The 22,945-nt window shown below is 42.3% G+C and carries 17 protein-coding genes, 3 tRNA genes and 1 pseudogene; 9 read left to right on the top strand and 12 right to left on the bottom strand.

Translation table 11 applies throughout. The features are described from left to right. Window positions 1–60: 60 nt before the first annotated feature. A complete protein-coding gene (locus tag PUQ00_RS12305) occupies window positions 61–768 on the bottom strand; it encodes a hypothetical protein (RefSeq protein WP_300416485.1) in 708 nt (235 codons plus the stop codon). Between the two features lie 297 nt (window positions 769–1,065). On the opposite strand from PUQ00_RS12305, the gene PUQ00_RS12300 reads away from it, so the two are divergent. After that, window positions 1,066–1,138, top strand: a tRNA-Ile gene (locus PUQ00_RS12300). Between the two features lie 257 nt (window positions 1,139–1,395). Here the strand turns inward: PUQ00_RS12300 and PUQ00_RS12295 are convergent. Beyond that, complete coding sequence (locus tag PUQ00_RS12295; protein ID WP_300416483.1) at window positions 1,396–1,830, bottom strand: hypothetical protein; 435 nt, start codon at window positions 1,828–1,830, stop codon at window positions 1,396–1,398. 100 nt (window positions 1,831–1,930) lie between these two features. On the opposite strand from PUQ00_RS12295, the gene pyrE reads away from it, so the two are divergent. Together pyrE and PUQ00_RS12285 are read left to right on the top strand one after the other, a co-directional pair. Beyond that, window positions 1,931–2,554: an orotate phosphoribosyltransferase gene (gene pyrE, locus PUQ00_RS12290; RefSeq protein WP_300416481.1), complete on the top strand. Its 624-nt coding sequence runs from the start codon at window positions 1,931–1,933 to the stop codon at window positions 2,552–2,554. 603 nt (window positions 2,555–3,157) lie between these two features. Further along, window positions 3,158–3,637 carry a response regulator gene (locus PUQ00_RS12285; protein ID WP_300416479.1) on the top strand — a complete coding sequence of 160 codons (480 nt, stop codon included), beginning with the start codon at window positions 3,158–3,160 and terminating at the stop codon, window positions 3,635–3,637. 58 nt (window positions 3,638–3,695) lie between these two features. Here the strand turns inward: PUQ00_RS12285 and PUQ00_RS12280 are convergent. The 3 genes from PUQ00_RS12280 to PUQ00_RS12270 all read right to left on the bottom strand — a co-directional run bounded on the left by PUQ00_RS12280 (window position 3,696) and on the right by PUQ00_RS12270 (window position 4,854). Then, window positions 3,696–3,767, bottom strand: a tRNA-Thr gene (locus tag PUQ00_RS12280). A gap of 65 nt (window positions 3,768–3,832) precedes the next feature. Continuing rightward, window positions 3,833–3,904 (bottom strand) — tRNA-Thr (locus tag PUQ00_RS12275). A gap of 251 nt (window positions 3,905–4,155) precedes the next feature. After that, window positions 4,156–4,854: an HAD-IA family hydrolase gene (locus PUQ00_RS12270; RefSeq protein WP_300416477.1), complete on the bottom strand. Its 699-nt coding sequence runs from the start codon at window positions 4,852–4,854 to the stop codon at window positions 4,156–4,158. Window positions 4,855–5,095: 241 nt separating this feature from the next. Here PUQ00_RS12270 and PUQ00_RS12265 point away from each other — a divergent pair, with 241 nt between their 5' ends. After that, window positions 5,096–5,869, top strand: coding sequence for a glucosamine-6-phosphate deaminase (locus PUQ00_RS12265; RefSeq protein ID WP_300416475.1), 774 nt, complete (start codon window positions 5,096–5,098; stop codon window positions 5,867–5,869). 58 nt (window positions 5,870–5,927) lie between these two features. Next, on the top strand, window positions 5,928–7,985 hold the full coding sequence (locus PUQ00_RS12260) for a potassium channel protein (protein ID WP_300416473.1): 2,058 nt from the start codon (window positions 5,928–5,930) through the stop codon (window positions 7,983–7,985). Between the two features lie 186 nt (window positions 7,986–8,171). Here PUQ00_RS12260 and PUQ00_RS12255 read toward each other — a convergent pair whose 3' ends face one another. Further along, window positions 8,172–8,876: a mobilization protein gene (locus tag PUQ00_RS12255; protein ID WP_300416489.1), complete on the bottom strand. Its 705-nt coding sequence runs from the start codon at window positions 8,874–8,876 to the stop codon at window positions 8,172–8,174. Window positions 8,877–10,227: 1,351 nt separating this feature from the next. Here PUQ00_RS12255 and PUQ00_RS12245 point away from each other — a divergent pair. Then, on the top strand, window positions 10,228–11,286 hold the full coding sequence (locus PUQ00_RS12245; RefSeq protein ID WP_300416471.1) for a glycosyltransferase: 1,059 nt from the start codon (window positions 10,228–10,230) through the stop codon (window positions 11,284–11,286). A gap of 78 nt (window positions 11,287–11,364) precedes the next feature. Here PUQ00_RS12245 and PUQ00_RS12240 read toward each other — a convergent pair whose 3' ends face one another. The 4 genes and pseudogenes from PUQ00_RS12240 to PUQ00_RS12225 form a co-directional block, all read right to left on the bottom strand. Beyond that, a complete protein-coding gene (locus PUQ00_RS12240) occupies window positions 11,365–11,781 on the bottom strand; it encodes a hypothetical protein (protein ID WP_300416470.1) in 417 nt (138 codons plus the stop codon). Window positions 11,782–12,494: 713 nt separating this feature from the next. Beyond that, window positions 12,495–15,812 carry an efflux RND transporter permease subunit gene (locus tag PUQ00_RS12235; RefSeq protein WP_300416469.1) on the bottom strand — a complete coding sequence of 1,106 codons (3,318 nt, stop codon included), beginning with the start codon at window positions 15,810–15,812 and terminating at the stop codon, window positions 12,495–12,497. A 48-nt stretch (window positions 15,813–15,860) separates the two neighbouring features. After that, a pseudogene (locus tag PUQ00_RS12230) lies at window positions 15,861–16,082 on the bottom strand (efflux transporter periplasmic adaptor subunit); the annotation flags it as partial. A gap of 163 nt (window positions 16,083–16,245) precedes the next feature. Beyond that, a complete protein-coding gene (locus PUQ00_RS12225; RefSeq protein WP_300416468.1) occupies window positions 16,246–17,511 on the bottom strand; it encodes an efflux RND transporter periplasmic adaptor subunit in 1,266 nt (421 codons plus the stop codon). Between the two features lie 684 nt (window positions 17,512–18,195). Here PUQ00_RS12225 and PUQ00_RS12220 point away from each other — a divergent pair. The 3 genes from PUQ00_RS12220 (at window position 18,196) to PUQ00_RS12210 (ending at window position 20,757) form a co-directional block, all read left to right on the top strand. Continuing rightward, window positions 18,196–18,735 carry a phycobiliprotein lyase gene (locus PUQ00_RS12220; RefSeq protein ID WP_300416466.1) on the top strand — a complete coding sequence of 180 codons (540 nt, stop codon included), beginning with the start codon at window positions 18,196–18,198 and terminating at the stop codon, window positions 18,733–18,735. A gap of 264 nt (window positions 18,736–18,999) precedes the next feature. Then, window positions 19,000–19,314, top strand: coding sequence for an RNA-binding protein (locus tag PUQ00_RS12215; protein ID WP_300416464.1), 315 nt, complete (start codon window positions 19,000–19,002; stop codon window positions 19,312–19,314). 432 nt (window positions 19,315–19,746) lie between these two features. Further along, the gene (locus PUQ00_RS12210; RefSeq protein ID WP_300416462.1) at window positions 19,747–20,757 is read left to right on the top strand and encodes a phosphonate dehydrogenase; all 1,011 of its coding nucleotides are present in this window, start codon (window positions 19,747–19,749) and stop codon (window positions 20,755–20,757) included. A gap of 3 nt (window positions 20,758–20,760) precedes the next feature. Here the strand turns inward: PUQ00_RS12210 and PUQ00_RS12205 are convergent, their stop codons facing one another. Further along, entirely contained in the window at window positions 20,761–21,435 is a 675-nt protein-coding gene (locus PUQ00_RS12205) for a response regulator transcription factor (RefSeq protein WP_300416460.1), read from the bottom strand. 25 nt (window positions 21,436–21,460) lie between these two features. Beyond that, window positions 21,461–22,894, bottom strand: coding sequence for an ATP-binding protein (locus PUQ00_RS12200; RefSeq protein WP_300416458.1), 1,434 nt, complete (start codon window positions 22,892–22,894; stop codon window positions 21,461–21,463). Between the last annotated feature and the right edge of the window lie 51 nt (window positions 22,895–22,945).

Raw genomic sequence — 22,945 nt, 5'->3', positions numbered from 1 at the left:
CAATGCCCAATGCCCAATGCCCAATGCCCAATGCCCAATGCCCAATGCCCAATGCTCAATCTACCTTTCTACAGGAATATTCGATGCCTCTAGCTTCAATTGTTGAGCGGGATAATCAGTGAGAGCCAGTGATATCTTCTTGACATCATCAAGTAAAGCTGTGGGAATGCTCACTGTACCGGAAAATGCTGGGCCATTTACAGGCAATTCTGTTGGTAAACCCTCTGTACTAGCACTCAGGGTTCGTCCTTTATCATCAGTAACATCTAAAAAACTATACAGGAAGCGCACAGAATCTTTTCCTTTGTTCTGCATTTTCACTTTCAGTAGCAAATCACCACCAGAGTAGCGAACAGATTGCACAGACATGGTTACACCTTGACTCTGGGCAGTAACCGGAAAACCAGGCTGGAGTTTTTCTTCAACCACTTGTGGGGGTTTTTCTTCTGGCTTCTGCTTGCTGCTATTGGTTTCTTCATCATCGTCCTCTAGCTTTTCCGATTTAGCCGCCTTGGTTTTACCCTCAATTCGCGCCTTGACAATTTTCAGGATTTCTTCCTCTTTTAATAGCACTAACCCTCCCTGCTGGGAGTTGTTTGTGTTTGTCTTATTGCTGGCAAATTTGGTTGTGGGACGCCCATCTGGTGCGGTAACGCCTTTAAGTGCTGAACTCCCTAGTTCAAACCCCAAAAACGCGCTTACAGAACCTGCTCCCATCATCAGGATTAACAAAATCAAAGTAAGAAGTACAGTAGAATTTATTTTCATCGCTGACAAGCTATCACAAAAGAATGCTGGTCTATTTAAGAATAGTGAAGCTTTTGACCTCAATCCTTAAAGGAACTTAATCAATATTAGTTTGCACTATTTCATGATTAAACTATGTAGTATAAAAATATGGTAAATTATTGTCCAGTATTCACAGGTGGTAAATTTGTGGTATAATCATGGAATTGGCTAAACTCAGTGCGTAAGGTATTTTCCTGGCTCTCAAATTAGCAAAATCGGGTTCACCTAAATAGTTGAAGTAATTGACTCATAGGAACCCGAAAGCCAACAAAACAAGCGCCTTTGGCCGATTGGGGAGGCAGCGAACTCATAATTCGCCTTCAGGCTGGTTCGATTCCAGCAGGGCGCACTGAATCATTAAAAAGTAGTAAGGTGTTATGTTATCAGACCCTCAATGATAATTGGGACACGAGTAATACAATACTACATTATCTTGAGCATTCACATGCTTGTTCAACTCCTACACGCTAAATTAATCAGTCCTGAGTACTCAACACAAAGGGACACAGGGATAGGGGAAAATTTTTATAACTCCTAACTCCCCACTGCCTACTCCCCATTACCCCTTATCCCCAGAGGTGGCCCCACCTTCGCCACTCCCTAATCTTACCGAGATGGCAAAGTTTCAAACCTAAATTCAGTTCCGACTTTGAGTTTGTTGCTATTCAAACGGGGAGACATGATTAGCGACGTGTCATAAGGATTTGGTAAATCAGGAGTGCGAATATAAGGATCATTGCCAACTTGCTGAGTCAGGACATCATGATATAAAGTGTTAACCAACTCAGCATCGTGGGCAATTTCATTTTCTGGGAAAGAACCACCGAAACTGGAACCAGATCCGAAAAATGAGTCTAGCTGACGCTTGAGGCTGCTATTTTCGTAGAAATTGCGATCGTGACTAAAAAAAGCTCGTTCAAATACATCATTCGTAGTTTCATAACTGGGTGTTTGTGTTTGGGCAGATGCAACAGAGGGAAAAGCAATACCAGCACCAAGCAACACTAATAAACCACCAAGGGTTTTTAATTTAATACGCACGTTTGTGACTCCTCAATTTTTGGGCAATCTTAATTTATGCTTAAGTTCAGAACTCTTATGAGTTCAACCTTTGGTGTAGCACAACTTTTAATGTTTTGTAATGACGTATCCTACTGAAACTCTTAACCACTCAGATATTTGGGCAACCACTCCTGATTTGACTACCTTACGCCACAAGCTACTAGATTTATTTTGCCAGCTTGCTTATCAAGAAGGTGATTTCGTTCTTGCTTCTGGGCTACGTAGTTCTTATTACGTGAATAAGATGGAGGTAACACTCCATCCTCAAGGCGCTTTGGCAGTTGGACGGTTACTATTTCCTTTATTACCTGTAGATACACAGGCTGTGGGTGGTTTAACATTGGGGGCTGACCCAATTGTGACAGCAGTGAGTGTAGTTTCTGTTTATGAAAACCGACCGATACCAGCGCTGATTATTCGCAAGGAAGCCAAGGGTTATGGGACGAAAGCTGATATAGAAGGCCCCAGTTTACCAAAAGGTGCAAAAGTAGTAGTTTTGGAAGATGTGGTTACAACTGGGCAATCTGCTCTGAAAGCAGTTCACCGTCTCAAAGAAGCAGGTTATACCGTAAATCAAGTAATTTCATTGGTAGACCGCGAACAAGGAGGAGGTGAGTTGTATCAATCAGCTGGGTTAAAGTTTAAAACTTTGTTTTCGATTCAGGAAGTTCAAAAACGCTTCCGACAACTTGCGAATTCATGAACAATAGGACTTATGCTAATTCGTAATTCGTAATTAAGAATTACAATTTGGTAGAAGTCCTGAATATGAAACAATAGGGTTCAGTTAGAGACTAAAACATAAATTCTATGACTTACGCATTAATAAAAAATAGCAACTTGAATTAATCGGGTAAAAACTTTTAATCCAAGTATTCATACGCACTTGTACATTCATAAATTAAATGTTGCGATTTTACAAAGAAATATCGCATTTTTTGGCTAAAACTCTTGTATATCAAGGGTTTTAGCTAGTGTTGCCAAAAAATGTATAAATGGGTATTTCACATATATATAGCAGTTCTCGTTTGGATGCAACAGATGGTAGGGAACATTGCTGATTGGTATCAACTTAACCACTACGAGTGGTATCTATTCTATGCAATTGAGAACCGTTATAATTAAGCAAGGATATATTTTTAGTTACAATTTTTAGCGTAGGCGTAGCCCACCGTAGATATTGCTGTTTTGAAAAAATTTTCGATTTACTGAGTATCAGTTTGAGCGAATCCTTCAACTGATTCAAGGCAATTCTCCTTGTCTTTATTTTCAACTTAGGGACTTCCAACAAATAAATTATCCAATCTTGTGGGGCGGACAAGATGTCATTGGTGTCAAGTTAAAGCCTCAGCCCAGATGTCAAGCGACCTTGCGGCGTAATGCCACTAGCCTGATGAATCTGGCTCAAAGCCTTGCTAGAGAGGTGAAAGCAATGATTGGGTTTGATCGGGTTATGATCTACCGCTTTGAGGCAGACGACAGTGGTGTGGTGATTACAGAGGAGAATGGAAATGAGGCGATCGCTCTCTGGTCAGAATGGCATCCCCACCTAATTTTGATGGACATTCAAAAGCCGGTGATGGATGGCTACGAAACTACCCGGCAAATTCGAGTCAGGGAGACAGGTAAAAACGTGGTGATTATTGCGGTGACAGCCTATGCTTTTGAAGAAGACTACACCATGTTTCAATGCAAGAATTTGTCCGCGAACATCCTGCTCCATTTATCGCCAAGGTCTATCGTGATAGTCGCATTGCTATGTGGAAATACCAAAAGATGCTACTAGAAGAATTAGAGCGGTTTTTATAGTTAGCAACACATCACCTAAATCATTATTTTGTAAAAGCCAGCAGCGGGATTTGAACTCGCGACCTTCCGATTACAAGTCGGATGCACTACCACTGTGCTATGCTGGCAAATTTAGCGTAAGCGTAGCCCAAGTTAGGCATTGCTCTTAAATAGCACTGTCAAAATCAACGAAAGCCAGCAGCAGGATTTGAACTCGCGACCTTCCGATTACAAGTCGGATGCACTACCACTGTGCTATGCTGGCAAATTTGGTGTAGGCGTAGCCCACCCAAGGCGATCGCTGTTAAATAGCAATCACAGTTTCTAATTGTACCATAATCAACTTATTTGTCTAGCAGCGATCGCTAAAAAATATCTGTCTCTTCAGAAATTTACCAAAGAGCGACTGACTGTATTAGCTGAATCAGTTGCTGTCCGAATTTTACAACTGATTCCGAGACATTTTACGCCAGAGAAATGGAAGTGAAATCAGAGTGTATTGCATACAAACGATCGCTATAGGGTTCTCTTGACTAATGGAGCGATCGCACTTAAATTTGGCTCGATGAGTGAGTTTAGCAATGTCCACAACTGCAAATCAGTAAAATCTGGAATTGCCATAAATGCCCCAACTGACTGTAAAATCTGCGGATCATGGGTGGATGCTATACCAATAGTGCGGATATCTGCGCTCACAGCAGAACGAATACCAGAGGGAGAGTCTTCTAAGGCGATCGCTTCCTCTGCTGTAATCCCCAACTTATTCAGCGCAACTTGGTAGGGCGCAGGATCGGGTTTACCTGCAATACAATCATCCGCTAAAACAACTATATGGAAAGCTTCTTTTATTCCCAAAACCTTTAGCATAAATTCTGCATTTAATCTAGGGGCATTAGTTACTAATGCACGTTTTAACTGATGTGTCTCTGTCCATTCTAGTAGTTCAGAAAATCCACTCAGTGGTTGTAGATGCGGGGCGAGTTCGCGGAAAAGCGCCTCTTTTTCGTCTGCAAATTTTTGCCCTTCTACTGCTGATAATTGTGGCAGAATGTCCTTAACAATTTCTGCATTTAGCCGCCCACTAATTCGAGATTTATAAAATGTCTCGTCAATTTCTATGTTGTAATTTAACAGCGTTTTCTGCCAAGCTCGGTAGTGTATGGGGTCAGTGTTGACAATAGTGCCGTCTAGGTCAAAAAGAATTGCAGCCAGCATAATTTTTCGGTAAAATGTAAATAATTGTTAACTTAATTTAAATAGTGTACATTGTTTTTGTCTTTAGTGATTCTTCTTTCGTCAATACATGACTTTTTACGGCATCTGGAAAATCTCTCTTCTTTATCGGGAGCATCTTAGTGAAAGCAAATATACCAGATGAGAAACAAGATTCTTGCTCCCTCTCGTTAACAAAGTGAGGTTTTACAAGGCTTTTTATGAAAGTGAGATGTGTAAGCAAATGCTAGCTGCTACAAACTTTTTTCGCGTTGATGATCTACTAGTACAGATTTACAACTCTGAAGTCGAAATGGCCCAGGATGTTGCCGAAATCGCGCAAAAGTATTTACAGCAAGTTCTCAAGCAACAGGATACAGCTGCTGTATTATTAGCAACAGGTAACTCCCAACTCAAATTTCTGAATGCTTTGATTGCGTTGGGTGATCTAGATTGGTCACGAATTATTCTGTTCCATCTAGATGAATATTTGGGAATTTCTGCTGACCATTCTGCCAGTTTCCGGCGTTATTTGCAAGAACGTGTAGAGAAGCGGGTTACTCCTAAGCAATTTCACTATATAGAAGGTGATACATTGCAACCAATGGCAGAGTGCGATCGCTACACTAAACTACTGCAAGCACAACCAATTGACTTATGCTGTCTTGGTGTTGGCGAAAATGGACATTTGGCTTTTAACGATCCAGCAGTAGCAAATTTTCAAGATCCTTACAGTGTGAAACTAGTGAAACTGGATACAGTGAACCGTCAACAACAAGTAAGCACAGGTCACTTTCCAAATCTAGAAACTGTCCCACAATATGCTTTTACTGTCACCATCTCGACAATTTGTTCAGCTAAAAAAATTATCTGTTTGGCTCCAGAAAAACGTAAAGCAAATGTGGTAAAAGAGATGTTGCAAGGAGCTATAAGTACAGATTGTCCGGCTTCTATTCTCCGTCAACAATCCCAAGCGACGTTATTTTTAGACGTAAATTCTGCGAGTTTGCTTTCTTGAGATATAATCCTAGTAAACACATACTGTTAACAGTATCGAATACTGCTATCAACAGAAAGTGCATCCCCCTCCTACCAGCAATCAAAAAAAACCCCAAGACCTTTTCTTAGTATGCGGACTCCAAAGTTTAGGGCAACATTGTGTTGCAGTCCTAAAGGAGTACGATGTTAAAGTCAGTGCTATTGACGATGTGCAGCCCGAACATTGGGAAATTCTAGAAGTACCAAGCTTACTAGAAAAGTTAATCATCGGAGATTGCCGCCAGCCAAGTGTTTTAGAGCAGGCAGGTATAAGCCAGTGTCGTTCAATACTTTTAGTTACCAGAAATGAGCGGATAAATATCGAAGCTGCGTTTGCAGCACGGCGTCTTAATCCGCACGTTCGCCTAATTGTACGTTCTGACAAACAAAATTTCAATAAACTCTTGTGGGAAAATCTCGGCAATTTTGTTGCCTTTGAGCCGACTCATCTTTCAGCTCATGCCTTCGCTCTGACAGCCCTCGGCTCTGAAGCTATTGGATATTTCACCTTAGAAGGGGAACTATTGCAAGTAATAAAGCACCAGGTAGAAGCGAAGGATAGCTGGTGTAATGGCAAGCCAGTACATAGACTGAATCTTACAACTCGTCGCATCTTGAGTCACAGACCTGTTTCATCTCACCCACCAAAAGAATTGTTTGGCTGGAACCCAGAGGCAGAAGTGCAGGTAGGAGACACACTAGTTTACATTGATGTTGCATACGATTTAGCTTTATCTGAGCAACACCGGAAATCTCATCGTCAAAGGTGGCAGTGGCAACAGTTTATCCAAGGCATCACAGCGAAAAATCTCAAGGATAAAATAGCGCAATTTTGGCAATCTTACTACCAAAGCCAAAATCAAATCCGGCGAATTGCGACAATCTATGCCATTACTGTACTTATTCTGTGGCTGGTTGGAATAGTTCTTTATCGCTTATATTATCCTCACATCTCCCTCGAAGAAGCTTTCTATGCAACAGGAGTCTTGCTGTTGGGAGGATACGGAGATTTATTTGGCAGCGTTGAGTTTACATCGCAACCACAACCCTCAGACCATATGCCTTGGTGGTTGCGATTGTTTAGCCTGGGACTGACGTTGACAGGTCAAGCTTTCGTAGGAGTATTATATGCACTGGTAACTGATGCCCTTGTCACTTCCAGATTCCAGTTTTTCAATTCCCGTCCTCCCATCCCACAACGCAACCATGTGGTGATTATTGGCTTAAATCGCTTGGGACAGAGAGTGGCTGCTCTTTTGCAAGAACTCAACCAGCCGTTAGTAGGAATTCATCCTACTGCTCTCGACCAAGATACTTTACCCGATATGCCCCTTATTGTTGGCAATGCTACCGAAGCACTCACTAAGGTGAATCTCTCCCATGCCAAAAGCATCGTTTTAGTTGGGGACGATAACATGGAAAATCTGGAAATTGGTTTAATGGCTCATGCAATGAACCCCGCCACTAGCTTAATTATCCGCTCTCAAGACCGCCAATTTAGTGATAATGTCGCCCCTCTGTTTTCCTATGCTCAAGTTCTGTGTGGCGCGGCTTTGTCGGCAGAAGTCTTTGCTTGCGCTGCCTTTGGAGAAAATGTACTTAGCTTGTTTCACTTAAACGAGCAAATAATCATGGTGACGGAATACAAGATTGAAGATGGCGATACTCTGAATGGGTTGCTTCTATCTGAAATAGCCTATGGCTACAATGTTGTGCCAATTCTCTACCAGAAATATCGGCAAGATAATTACTCTTTAATGCCCTGGTATGATGTTAAACTTCATGCTGGCGATCGCTTGATTGTTTTAGCCACAAGTACTAGTTTACAGCGAATTGAATGGGGTGAAATGCTGCCTCGCCTTTGGCAGGTGCAGATAGAAAAAGCTCTGACTACAAATGCTATTATGTATGGTGCTGAAGAAATTGTTTTGATTACGGGATGTAGTTCCACTACTGCTAGGCAATGGATGAATAATTTGCCTATAGTCTTGCCAATACCACTTTATAAACATCAAGCGCAACGTCTGGTGCGCGAGTTAACAAAAATACAAGTTTTGGCAAATGTAATCTTCATTGGGCAACCATCAAATAGCTAAATTAATTAAGTCGGCACGAAAAATCAAACTATGTTACGCAATTTAAAATTAATTAAATTGGCTTGTAGTAAGGGCTGAAGCACTTACCACAAACTTTTATGCAACACAAGGTTTTAAAACTCCAGTAAAAACTGCCTCAGCCGAACAAATAACTAAACAAGCGTGCCATTCCTCTTTAGGGCTTTGCTATTCAACTTTTTCATACCAGATACCTACTTTCTCAAAAGCACTATAAGCAAGCTTCAGAAAATTCACTACTCTCTGTCTCCCAATTATTCCAAATTCTTTATACTCTCTTGCCTCCGCAAATGTCAGGCGATTTTGGTCAATTATGTTTCTTTCTCTATATGCTAACTTCGGAAAATCTATAACTTTTATCTTATATTTATTTACTATTTTCTGAAAGTTTGAATCTGACTCTATATGCTCCCAATCATCACACAGCCCTAAATTCCTCACCAGAATATGAGGGATTCTCTCACCGTAGGTATTCAGTGACTGAGCAAACAGGTTCATGCTGTCGTATCCTCCTGTGGATACAAACCATTTGCAAAACATCACTCCCTGCGAACTCCCTAGTTCAAATAATTGATTAGAGTCAATCCACCCTTGTACTGCTCTATGCGATTGTGCGGCTAAATTCACAATTACTGGCTTCTCTACCGCCCACTCAAATATTTTATCTGCCTTATCAGCCTGTCGTTCATTCTCACTAAACACAGCATACTTACATATCTCCTTATACACCCCTGCTACATCTGGATTCGACCTATCTGTATCCACTGGTACAAACGGGATTTTCTTATCGAGACAATACTGAATCATTGTCCTAGTAAAGAGAGACTTTCCTACCCCGCCTTTTTCACCATCCACCAAATGAATTGTCGGCATTACAGCCACCTCTACTAATACTTATTAAAGTTGATACATCTTTACCCAGGCTTAGAACTTTTTGGCGGTTGCCGCCTAGTAGTTTTGGTAGTTTTCTGAGATGCCTTTATCTCATCCTTTGATTCTTGCTGAACTTGAATCTCTGAAGTTGGTTTTTCTAAAGAAATCTCAAGAACAGTCGCTTGCAGAAATCAATAGGAATTTTCTGTCCTGGGGTTGTGCGTACCATTCGTTCTGTTGAATTGGCTCAAAATTTAATTAATCCTATCACCACACCCTGTTATGTGATTGATAAGATTATACATATTAACTAAAGCAGATCCACTGAATCAACCAGTACGTGACCTTTATCCCTTCCACTTTCAGAAACTCCCCAGAGAAGATGTCGTTTCTCAAACTCCTTGGGGTAACTAGAACACCAATTCAGTAATCCTGGAAGAACCTCTCTTTCCCAACCCCTCGACTTTGGCATCAGCCTGCCGTTAGGCAAGCCCAGAGGGGAGTTTGGCTCTCCCAACGCTTTTTAATTAATAATTTTTAATTGGAGCGTTCGCCTTTGGCGTCTCGTAGAGAAGCAACTTGACTAGGGTGTTGACTTTCTTCCATCCCGTGAATGGCAATATTAGCTAGTAATGGAGAAATGACCCCACCCTACGGCGTACCCGTCGCGCGAGTACGCGCGCGCTTCGCTAACAGATGTTGGAAACAACTGCTTACCATCCATCACCCCCGCTTTTAACCATGCTCGAATTTGTCGGCGGATGGTGGGAGATGTATTTAATTTTCTTAGCAGTGCTTCATGGTCGATGCGGTCGAAGCATTTTGCAATGTCAGCGTCCAAAACAAATTTTGGATTTCTATGAATGCTGGAAAATATTGCCTTTCTTACATCATGACATCAGCGCCCAGGTCTGAACCCGTATGAGTTAGGTTCAAATCGCGCTTCCCATTCTGGCTCTAATACCATTTTGAACAGCGCTTGCAAGGCTCGGTCATTCATTACGGGAATACCCAAAGTTTGCTCATTCTTCCCTGTGCTTCCGGCGGCGGGTGCGCTTAGTCAGGCGATCGCAACAGAAGAATTTGTAGATTGTGCGTAAGTCCTATCTCTGTTTTGGCAATCGCTGTGTTGAATGGAGTTTTCAGAATTTTGGAGTTTTACCCCGATTTATCTAGCCATTACTGAATAAGTCTTTAAGCTAAGTAACTGGTTAGAAGTGCTCTTAGTCAGTAGCAAGTGGTGAATTTTATGCACTACTGACTACTTTTGAGTTGTCACTGAAGACCTAAATAATTATGTTGATTGATACTCAGTTACTTATCTTGATTTCTTATACATATCTCAAAGATTATGCGAATTATACATATTTTGAACCACGTTCAAGAAATAGGTAACGGTATTGTGAATGTGGCTGTGGATCTGGCTTGTTTACAGGCAAAATCTGGTCATCATGTAGCGGTTATTTCTGCTGGTGGTGAATACGAGACTTTACTAGATATTTGTGGTGTCAAACACTACCAACTAGATCAAACCAGGAAACCGATAAGTATGATCAAAGCAGCTAGGCGTTATCGAGCGCTCGCAGCTGAATTTCACCCTAATATTGTTCATGCCCATATGATGACCGGAGTCATACTAGCACGTATTTTTAAAGGGCATAAGTATGCTTTAGTTTCCACAGTACACAACGAATTTCAACGTGCTAGCCTGCTGATGGGTTTAGCTGACAGGGTAATTGCCGTCAGCAAAGCTGTAGGAAATTCTATGGCACGGCGCGGTATTCCAGAAAATAAGTTGCGGGTGGTATGCAACGGAACTTTGGGCAGTCCCCGCACGCGACAAATAGAAGATTATCAACCTTTACCATTAAACCGTCCAGCGATCGCTACCGTAGCCGGGATGTATCAACGCAAAGGAATTACTGAGTTAATCGCTGCCTTTGCCCAAATTGCCTCAGATTTTCCCCAAGCGCATCTTTATTTGGTAGGAAATGGCCCTGATAAACAGCTATTTGAGGCACAAGCGCAAGCAACTTCTGTAAAAGAACGCATTCATTTTGAAGGCTTCCAGCCGCAACCACAACGCTATCTTATATCTTGTGACATATTTGTATTGGCTTCCCATCGTGACCCTTGTCCTCTGGTACTTTCGGAAGCTAGGGAAGCTGGAACTGCAATCATTGGCACTCAGGTAGACGGTATTCCTGAAGCTTTGGACAATGGGCAAGCAGGTCTTTTAGTACCAGCAAAAGATAGTAATGCTTTGGCTGGAGTTTTAGTACAATTACTGAGTAATGCCGATATGCTGCACGAATGGAAACAACGGGCAAATCAAAACCTAGAGTGGCTGAGTGTTGCCCGCGTCCATCAGGAAACACTGGTAGTGTATCGTGAATTAATTACAGAATGAGGGCATTGGGCATTGGGCATTGGGCATTGGGCATTGGTGCTTGTCGGTTATGTTATGCTAGTCCCCAATTCTCAGTCCTCAGCAAGAGTGTTGCGATCGCTTTAATTTTAAAGCTACGCCTAAAGCACCAAAGACCAGTACACTCAAAACGCTAGTTGATTGAGGAACAGCAGTGTAATAAGCAGCCACTCTGATCGGCCCATCTTTATCCGCTTGCTCTGGTGGCACTGGTGGAATGATTCCAGCACCTGGCGCTAGATTAGGAAGAGTAGCGAATGGATTGTAAAACAGGGTTCCATTTGGAATTACGCCACCACTAAAAGTGATAGTACTACCATTGATGGTAATGTCTGTAAAAATATCCTTTAGATCAGAGTTAGTAGAGTAACCAATCTTCCCATCTCCATTTACATCTCCCCACTGCACTAGTTCATTATCAAGTGGTGGAGTGGAATTTCGATTACTATAGGACAGCGTTTTTAAATCAAAAACCAAGCTATTTATATCGTACCCGGTGGCATTTAGAAAGTTATTGGCTACATCTGGAACACCATATTCTATTACTTCCCCTGGTTGATAGTCTGTAAGGGTTCTTGGGTTTTTCCTGTCGAGGATGTCTTGATTTTTAGTCGTGACGATGGGTTATACCAAGATAACGGCTCTTGCTGGTGTCCAGGACAAAAAACTAATTCCTGCTGCTCCTAAAACAGATAAGGCTATTTTGGTTGCTATTGTGGTCATATTTCTGTCCTCTTAATATTGATTGAGAGAATACTATACCGCGTGGCTTAAATCAAACAACAAAAACTCACTTTTCAACTGCTATCTACCTGCTAGATAAATAGTGGTTAAGGCGTGCCTGCTGACTGAGTTTATATTTACTCATAGGTTGATTTATAAAGCAATTCTTGTAATGCTTTATCATCATAACTAGCAATTTCACGCAATCTTTATAAAAAATCTAAATTAGAAGTTATGCGTTGACAGATTGGGCAATATGTGAGTTTGAAAAAATTGATTTAGATCCTCAGTGTGTAAGTATGCTGAGGAAGCATCTTAATGAGTGCAAATATACCAGATGAGAAATAAGATTGTTGCTCCCTCTCCGTGGGTTCGGAGAGGAATTAAAGTCAGGACAGGGTGAGGTTTTTGTTTTGGGTAATTCGATAAACTGTGTACACTGTTTTGCGTTAATCCTGACCAGGGATTCAAATGAATTTTTTCGTAAATCCACGCAACCGGCTTAACACTGGCTTCGCCCAATTTCCACCTAGCAAATCGTGCAGCAGAATATAAAAACAGGGGATGATAAATAGTGTCAGCATTGTTGCGATCGCCATCCCAAAGAAAACTACAATTCCTAAAGGCTGCAAAAACTCCGAACCTTCGCCAATACCCAATGCCAAAGGAAACAATCCCAAGATAGTGGTAACTGTAGTCATGATAATTGGGCGCAAGCGTTGAGGAGCAGCTTTCATGATCGCAATTTGGCGAGTACAACCTTCTTCTTCCCGAATTTGGTTCGCTAGTTCTACCATGAGAATCCCCGCGTTCACCACAATTCCCACCAGCAGGACGACACCAACAATTACAGTTGCGCCAATTGCAGTTTTGGTAATGTAAAGTCCAAAAATTCCCCCAGCTAACGCCAGTGGTACGGTGAACATAATTACTAATGGGTCAATCAGCGAATTGTATTGCACCGCCATGACTACAAAAATTAAAAATGTTGCCAACGCCCCCAAAGTTTTTAAAGCATCTTGAAGTTGCTGATTAGTTTCTTGGGCAGAACTAGGGACAATTGAAACCCCATCAGGTAAGTCTACATCCTGGAGTACCTTGTTGACTTCTGCGATCGCTTCACCAAGACTAGCTCCCTGGGTGAGATTTCCTGCGACAATAAAAGCTTGGCGCTGATTAATCCGTTGCACTTCACCAGGCGCTTGACCTTCTTCAATGTTCGCAACATCTGAAAGGCGGATTAGTTGATTGTTTTCTGTAAATAGCGGTAATTGCTCTAGCTGAGAAGGACGCTGAATCGCTTGTTTATTTAGCTGCACCCGCACATCAACTAAACGATTACCGCGTTGAATTTGCGTCGGAACTGAACCTTCAATTGCTGTCTGAACTGTTGCACCAATTTGCCCGGCGCTCAACCCTAAAGCCGAAACCCGTTCCCAGTCAGGGCGAATTTGGATTTCCGGTTGCCGGGGATCGGCATCTGGTCGGAATGTCGCTAATTTTGCCCTTTCCTGCAATGCTTGCAGCACTTGTGCACCTGCTTGCGTTAAATTTTCTTCATTCTCACCTTGTAGAATCACATCAACGTCTGACCCTTGGACTGGGGAATTACTCAAGATTAAACCCCGCACCTGACCAGGATTGAGGCGCAGCAGAATTCCTGCTAAATTGAGTTTGTTAAATTCCTGAGTTACTTTTTTGACGAAAGCTTCGACATCTATGCCTGGTTTTAGACTGATAGTGCTAGTGGCACGTAAAGGATTTTCTGTGGTATTGCTGCCAAATAAAGAACCACCCACAGTTGTGAAAGCAGACTGGGTTTCTGGTTGTTTGAGCAAAATGTCATCGACAATTTGCATAACTTTTTCAGAAGTTGCTAAAGGTGTACCAGGCGGAAATTGCGCTCTCAAGTTAGCTTGACCAGTACTGATGCGGGGTAAAATTTCTTGGGGAATTTGACCAAACATAAAGAAGCTGCTACCGCCTAAAATTAGCAAAGCAGCAGTAACTACGAGGAGCCGATAGCGTAAAACTCTGGTTAAGAAACTACCGTATCCCCGCGTAGCATCTTCAAATCGGTGATTAAATTGTCTAAGCAGCCAAAATTCACTGATCCGACTAGACCAGCGAATTCCCAAAAGTCGAGAAGATAGCATCGGCACGATTGTGATCGCAACGACAAGGGAGGCTGCGACTGCGAAGCTAATTGTTAGAATCAGTTCATTAAATAGCAGTGCAATAAAGCCGCCAATTAAGAGAAATGGCACTACAGAAACTAAGTTGGCACCTGTAGCAGCAACTAAAGCAGATTCTACTTCTTGGGAAGCTGCGATCGCAGTCTCGATTAGAGATTGGGGAGTAGGGATTGGGGAGTAGGGAGTAGTGGAGGATTTTTCCCCACTCCCCATTCCCCATTCCCCATTCCCTTTTCTCTCTCTCTGATTGGGAGTCATCCCTGCTTTTTCGGAAATGTTTTCTAGAATCACAACCGATGTATCAATTGCTTGACCGACTCCTAATGTCAACCCTGCTAAACTAAAAACATTCAAAGTCAAGCCAAATATTTTCATTAGAGCGATCGCTGCCAGAGTACACAACGGAATCGTCAAACTGATAATAAATGTTTGCCTAAATGATCCCAAAAACAATAACACTGCTGCTGCTGCTAACAATGCCCCAGAAATTCCCGAAAAGATGACATCATTTAAAGAATTGCGGATGAAGACAGATTCATCTGTGGTGGGACTCAAATTCATGTCTGCTGGAATTAAACCCGATTGTCGTAATTGTTCAATTCGCCGCTTCACAGCGTCTACAACGGTGATTGTATTGGCCTCAGGCTGCTTTTGAATTGAAAATTTCACCGCAGGCTGACGGTTGAGATAAACAAATACTCGCTGGTCTTCTGTATCGTCAATTACCTCTGCAAAGTCTCGCAAATAAACGCGGCGGGAAGGTGCAGGGGTAGTAGTTGTAGTAGTGGTATTGGTGGTAGCACGGGAAGAAGAGGAAACTTCCAAGGAAATATTTTCAATTTCCCTGGCATTTTGGAAGCGTCCTATAGTCCGAGTCAATGGCTCGGAATTTTGCCCCAGAATCCGGCCACCAGAAGTATCTTGGTTACGGGCTGTTAATTCATCTAAGACATCATTTAAGCCCACACCCAAAGCTTGCAATCGGTTTAAGTCAACAAGCACTCGTACTTCTTCCTCAGCACCACCAGATACATCAACTGAAGCGACTCCTGGCACTACACTGAGTTCACGCGTTAACTCTTCATCAGCAAATACGCGTAAATCTTTACCCGGCAACGAGGCAGATGTCAGCGCCAATTCATAAACCGGCAATTGGGAAGGATCGACTTTAAATAAGCGCGGCTCCTGTATCGTATCTGGCAGTTGTCCTCGACCTCGGTTAAAAGCAGCAGTCGCATCGTTTAGGGCTTGGTCAATATCGCCCCCTGGTTGGAAGTATAAATCCAGATTCACCTGTCCCTCACGGGTACGGGAAAAAACTTGCACTACATTCTCGGTTGCCGATAAAGTTTCTTCTAAGGGTCTGGTGATTTCATCTACTGCTACTTCCGGTGAAATACCAGGGGCTTCTAGCCGCACACTAACTCGTGGATAGGTAATTGACGGTAGGAGATCGACTTGGATCGTTGTAAGAAAAAATATCCCAATGACAATTACTGCCACGGTGAGCATGAGTGTACCAATGTGTTGGCGAATAGCGATCGCGCTGAGACTAAATCCGCCATTACCATTATTATTTGCCTGTTGCATGATACTAAGTGATAAGTGGTGACTACTGAGTATTTTTTTTATTGCTCACTATTGCTTTTCTGAAAGAATTGAAAGACTTACAGTGTCACCTTCTTTTAGCGCCTTACCACTACGAACAACATAGCGCTCTCCCGCTTGCAAACCAGATAAAATTTCCACTCTACCATCAGCCTTTTTTCCTAACATTACGGCTCGTGTTGTTACCTTCGTTTTGCCTTCTGTGTCTTTGACGACAAATATTGTCCCACTTCGGTCTTGTGACTTTGCCTCTGTCATACCAGATGTGTTAGATGGGGAATTCTGCCGTACATTAGACTTATCCGGAAATGAGAACTTTATTTGGCTGAAACCTAGCTCTGGAGAGGGTTTTAGAGGTTCCTGTTTTATATAAGCTAAAAAGCCAGCTATGTAAGGGTTTCAGCTATTTTGAGGTTTATTTGTGGATAAGTCTATTTGTTTGCGTCTCCCCTCTACCCTTGGAGTTATTACTCCCTGCTTGTTTTTGGATAGCTGTTTGCGGCACTACTACGCGCTGTGTTGTCTGGGTTTCAAAATTGACTCGCGCCAGCAGTCCACTACCAATCTTGGCTTGATTGTTGGGAATCACTACCTCTATAGGTATCAAGCGAGATGTGGCATCGGCAGCTGGGGAAATGCGCGTAACTCTACCAATTAATCTTTCCTTGGGGAAGGCATCTAAGCGGACTTGTACAGACTGCCCAACCTGAATTTGTGCCAGTTCTAACTCGGAAACTTGTACCACGACTTTCACACGGTTAAAGTCACCAATTTTTAAGACTTCGTTACCTGGTTGGAGAAGATTGCCGGGTTCTGTCACCTTTTCTGTGACTACGCCAGTGATGGGGGATATCAGCCGAGCGTAAGAGCTGCGCTCTTTGGTTTGAGCAACCAATGCCTGCCCAGCAAGTACTCTACCTTGGGCGGCAGCGACGGCTTGCTGTTCTGTACGCACTTGCTCTTGAGCTGCCCGCAATACCTGGGCGGCCGTTTTTGCCTGGGTACGTGATTGCTGGGCAGTTTGTTCAGCGATCGCTCCAGCTTTGAAGAGTTTCTGTTGGCGTTCTGAGTCTGCCTGAGCTTGTACCACTTCTAGCCGCGCCCGTTCTACGTCTGCACGGGCATTGCTTACCTGATTGGTTGCCCTCGCTACTTCTGATTTCAGGGCTGCTAGTTCTGCTTGGGCTTGCTTTAATTGGGTCGAAAGTATGGCATCATCTAACTGCCCAACGTTTTGCCCAAGTTTTACTCGATCGCCGACATCTAAGTTCAAAGCTAACAACCGCGCTTCTACCTGCGATCGCACTGATACAATCCGAAAGGGTATTGTATTACCTATATATTCTGGTTGTTTTTGCAGCAAGTCAGTTCGAGCGATCGCCACATCTACAGCCGTTGCACCACCACGTTGCCCACTACCAGGACTCTGAGATTCTGCATCAGCCGATTCCTTGGGCAGCGATCCACAATTCGCTATTAGCAGTCCTATCCCTAGCAAGCAGGGAATCAATAATATGGATGCAATAGGGGAAGACACCTTTATGTCAAAACTACTTTTTACATCTGCGACAGCCATATCAGTCTTCACAACTGAATCTAACTGGGTATTAATTACCTGGTTAGCGGTTGCGAAAGGTGAGATTTTCGCCTGCTTTTGCGGCTTATTTCTGTCCAAAATCATTTATTTTTCTCCTATTTGGGGAGCTTTTGGGGTTAAACAGCCGTGCATTACCAAGTAATTTTGAGACATATGACTAATGAAAAGCGGCGAGAGTCAATTATCTATCTTCTTGCAGAATTTTGTATCAAAAACTACTTTTTATCACGAAAAATTCTCACCACTTTAACTCATCACATCAAGTAGCCAGCATTTTAGCTGACGATGCAATTCTTTACTTAGTATAAATATTTTTAAATTTCTTGCAATCTGCCGCTAGTAGAAGACTTGCGTTTCCTGAAGATATAAGACTTTTACGCCCCTAATTCTCAAATGGGCAGTATCAATTAACTATGCTTAGGCTTACATAGCCAAATGCCTCGCAATTTTTCTCACAATTCAGGTTATCTGGAAAAGCCCACGAAAGACCTAACCCCCTTCCCCGACACTTTAAGGGTGAAAACTCAAAGTCTCTCTCCTTGTAGGAGAGAGATTTAGAGAGAGGTTTTCCAGATCCCGTGAAAAGTCAGAGCAATTTTTACGCTTGATCTAATATATTAAGAATAGTAAACATATATTGCTTTTTTTTAACGCTGTAAGATTTCGATCAAGCGTAGGCGTAGCTCGTCGTAGACATCGCATAAACAGCAAAGAAAAGGGCGATATGTATTACAGCCACCAGATGACCTTAGGTGAGGGAAGTTACGAGTGACATCATTGCTAAAAATTGCACAAACTGCTGACGAATCCCAGATTTCCGAATTTTTCCAGGAATCAATGGGGAAGTGGCAATCGCAACGACGCTACTACACCCTCCCAGAGGAAGAAACCAAGGAGATGGAGAGTATAGTTACGATCAATTTTCTAGAGCAGGGCTGTGATCAATTGCAAAAGCTAGCTCAAATGCACGATTTGCCTGATACAGGTAGTTTGATCTGTGGTGCCGCAGTTACATGGGAAAGTACAGACGTGTTGAAGGCAAGGAAAGAGTCACAAGGTTCAACATTATTTGGGGCTATGGGAAACATATTGTATCGCGATCGCGGTTTTGCCATATCCAAACCAGTCACCGCCCAGTATTATTTCTCCAACCCTAAAACACTGTTTTTGCGAACTGAATACAATGGTTCAGTGTTTGAGGAAGAGTTAAAGCTAATTGGCAGCAAATACCGCACCAGACAAACCATTATTTCCCGTGCTAGTGAGCAGTTGATGATTGGTCAATATTTAGAAAAGAGAGTGGATTAGTTTATCTCGTGGGTGCGGTTCCCTATAGCTTCACCCGTTTTGGGACTAGCCAGCACTTAGCTATCAATTGGCAACATAACTTTTTATAACAGTTTTTCAAACTTTTCCCTAGAAAGTTAGTTGTTATGCCATCATGGGAAGTGAAATGAGAATTAATTCGGCGACAGTGTTTGTTTTTAGTATTGACAGGCTTTTCCCTTTTGGTATTACAGACTTCTCTCCGAAATCTAAATCTCTACAAACTTATGATTTTGGAGACATTTAATGTCAATTTACGTAGGTAACCTCTCCTATGAAGTTACACAAGATGCGCTGAGTGCTGTTTTTGCAGAATATGGTGCTGTAAAACGTGTTCAGCTGCCTACTGACCGTGAAACAGGTCGTTTACGCGGCTTTGCTTTCGTGGAAATGAGTTCAGAAGATGAAGAAACAAAAGCCATTGAAGCCCTTGATGGTGCTGAATGGCTTGGTCGTGACTTGAAAGTAAATAAAGCCAAGCCCAGAGAAGACAGAGGTGGTTCCTCCTTCGGTGGTGGTAATCGTGGCGGTGGTGGCGGTGGCTACAACCGTAACCGCTAGTAAGCTAATTGAAGAAGAATTCAGAAGTCAGAATTCAGGAGTCAGAATGCAATCAGTGGGGGATTCAGACCCGCCACTTTCTTGTTGACCACAAAACAAGAAAATTTGGTGGGGGTGCAAAAACGCCGTTTATTCATCCACCAGTCGCACAAAATACCCAAGTGAATTCTGGCGACTGGCACCTTTATTCTGTTTGATAAACCAAAGTAACTTAATTGAATCTAAAAAAGGCTCAGGTAGAAATGCTTGAGCCTTTTCTACGGAAAACTTTGACTCTAAATAATTTCGGTTGAGACGCTTTGGCATTCATCCCAGCAGCCAAATTAATTAGCGATCGCGATCACTCCCTGTTCTCAAGCTTACAAAAAATGGTCATTCTGGTTGATAGTTTTAGTAATTATCTCAGGAAACATTTAGTTTAGGAGGCTGCTGATGAAACCCAAAGTTGTAATTACACACTGGGTTCACCCGGAAATTATTACAAACTTAAGTGAGTATTGTGAAGTAGTTGCAAATCCAACCAGAGACACTTTACCGCGTGAAGAAATTCTCAAGTTGGCACAGAACGCTGAAGCTTTGATGGTTTTTATGCCAGATCAAATCGATGAGGCGTTTCTGAAAGCTTGTCCAAAATTGAAGATTATTGCCGCAGCATTGAAGGGTTACGATAATTTTGATGTTGATGTCTGCACCCGTCAAGGTGTTTGGTTCACGATCGTCCCTAGCTTATTAGCTGTGCCAACGGCTGAGTTGACGATTGGACTGATCATCGGGTTAGCCCGCCAGATGTTACCAGGCGATCGCTTGATTCGTCAAGGCACATTTGCAGGTTGGCGACCGCATCTATACGGTATGGGATTAGCAAACCGCACACTGGGAATTGTTGGTATGGGCAGTCTGGGGCAAGCCCTCGCTCAACGGCTTTCCAGTTTTGAAATGAACCTGATTTACACCGATGCGATGCCTTTAGCCAAGGAAAAAGCAGCAGCTTGGTGTTTGTCACAGGTTTCTCTAGATACGCTATTGGCAACTAGTGATTTTGTCGTACTAATGGTTCCTCTGCAACCGCAAACGTTTCATCTGATAAATGAGACATCTTTAGCACATATGAAACCAGGAAGTTTCTTAATCAATCCGTGTCGCGGCTCAGTAGTTGATGAACAAGCGGTCAGTCATGCTTTAGCCTCTGGACATTTAGCAGGTTATGCAGCTGATGTCTTTGAACTAGAAGATTGGGCCCGTGGCGATCGGCCGTCGGAAATTCCTCGATCTCTGTTAGAGAAACAAGACCAAACCTTTTTTACTCCTCATTTAGGATCTGCGGTAGATGATTTACGACGTGACATTGCTATAGAGGCATCTCAAAATATTTTACAAGCCTTACAAGGTAATTCTCCTCAAGGAGCAATTAATTGTCCAATCTGTCTTCAACAGGACTTCTGATGATTACTCCCGCAGTGCATAACCTACACCACGGACTGTATGAATCAAACGCTTTTCATGATTTTCTTCCAACTTGAGTCGCAGATAACGAATATAAACCTCAATAATATTAGAATCACCCATGAAGTCATAACCCCAAACTTTCTCTAGAATTTGGTCTCTAGTAAATACCTGACGGGGATGTGAAAGAAGATATTCTAATAAGTCAAACTCTTTTGCCGTTAACTCAATGCTTCGTTTCTCCCGAAATACTTCACGGGTGCGGCGATTTAAGCTTAAATCTTCAAATTGCAACAAATCCTCATCTGTTTCTTGGGTGCGGCGGAGATGGGCACGAATTCTAGCTAGTAGCTCTTCAATGCTGAAGGGTTTAACCACATAATCATCCGCTCCTGCATCTAATCCTGCCACGCGATCGCTGACTTCATCTTTTGCTGTCAACAAAATTACTGGTACTGTATTGCCTGTTGCTCGCAAACGGCGACAAATTTCCAAGCCTGTCAGTCCTGGTAGCATCCAATCCAAAATCGCTAAATCTGGGGATGAGTCTCGCGCCAGGGTTAGACCAGCGATGCCATCATGGGCGACACTTACTTGGTATCCTTCGCTACTAAGTTCTAATTCAACAAATCGCGCCAGTTTGACTTCATCTTCCACCAACAGGATATGTGCTGTCATATTTTTGCTCCTAAAGCAGGTAATGTCAGATAGAATTGCTATATGTAGGTAAACTGATTGTAAACGTACTCCCTTCCCCTAACTTTGATTGCACACTTACACTACCACCCATACCTTCTACAAGTGTTTTGACAATCGATAAACCCAAACCACAACCCCCAGTAGCATGAGAGCGGGATTCATCTACGCGGTAAAATCTCTCGAAAATCCGTGCTTGCTGTTGTAAAGGAATGCCATAACCTTTGTCACAAATTTGAATAATTGCCTTGTCTTGAAGCTGATTTAATTTAAAAATTACGGGTGTATCAGCTTCCGAATAATTAACAGCATTATCAATTAAATTCAATAGTACTTGTTTCAGGCGACTGTAGTCTACTTTTACCTCAATTGGATAAAATTTTGACTCGATTGTAATCAGGCGATCGCTATATTTTTCTGCCATCACTACAACTTCTTCAACTAAGTCATTCAACACATAAGATTTCATTTGAAAGTATAAATAACCGCTATCTGCTCGTGCTAAATCAAGTAAATCTTGTAGCAGGCGGATAGTGCGTTCAGCTTCCGATGCAGCAGTTTCTAAAGCTTCTTGTTGGGTTTGGGTTAAGTTATTCTGTCTTCGCAAGACACTTTGCAAATAACCATGTACAATTGTTAAGGGTGTACGTAACTCGTGAGAAACATTACTCACAAATTCGCGCTCTTGCTTCCAAGATTGGGAGAGACGCGATAACAGCATGGTTAAGGTTTGAGCTAATTCTTTGACTTCGCTGGGTGCATTATCAAAATATAGCTGTGCTTGTCCTAAATCTTCAGCAGAAATCATAGAAGCCATTTGATTTAACTGGCGCAGAGGTTGCAGAGAACGCTTAATATAAAATGCGATCGCAGTAGTTAGGATAATAATTGCTAAAACACTAGTAATAGCTAAACTCTGTACCATCACCACAAACATTCTCTGTTCGTGGGTAATATCTTTTACTACAAATAACTCACCCAGTAACTTCCCCTGCACTTGCACAGAACTACCGCATAAAACAAAGTAGCTTTGGTTTACTTTGTAAACTTGTGGTTTAATCTGCATTTTAGTCAGAGACATTAATTCAGCTACCGTAGTATCAGATAATAAATCTAAAGTGGCAGACTTTACCAAAATCTTATTATCAGGACTTTTTAACCATAATAATATGTTGGTATTTGCCAAATTATTAATAGCCTTTTGCAAACCAGTTTCAGGTTGCATCATTTCACTATAAAGTTGTACATCTCGCGGTAAGCGCTTGGCGATTTCTTCTATGTTATTCTTATGACTATCAACTAAAATTTGCTGCATTTTCCAACTAGTCCATGTAGCTAGGCTACCTAATACCAAAGCTGAAAATGCTGCAATCCCAACTGTGAGGCGTGACTGTAAAGAAAATGGGTCTATATTTATCCAAACTTTTCTGATTTGCTTCACTGTTCTGGTTGCGTTTAAGGTGTTTAAAAAGGCTTTATCAATAAAATCGGA

This window comes from Nostoc sp. S13, assembly GCF_029379315.1.
In the GTDB taxonomy this organism is placed as follows: Bacteria; Cyanobacteriota; Cyanobacteriia; order Cyanobacteriales; family Nostocaceae; genus Nostoc.
This window is presented reverse-complemented; position numbering and strand designations above follow the sequence as displayed.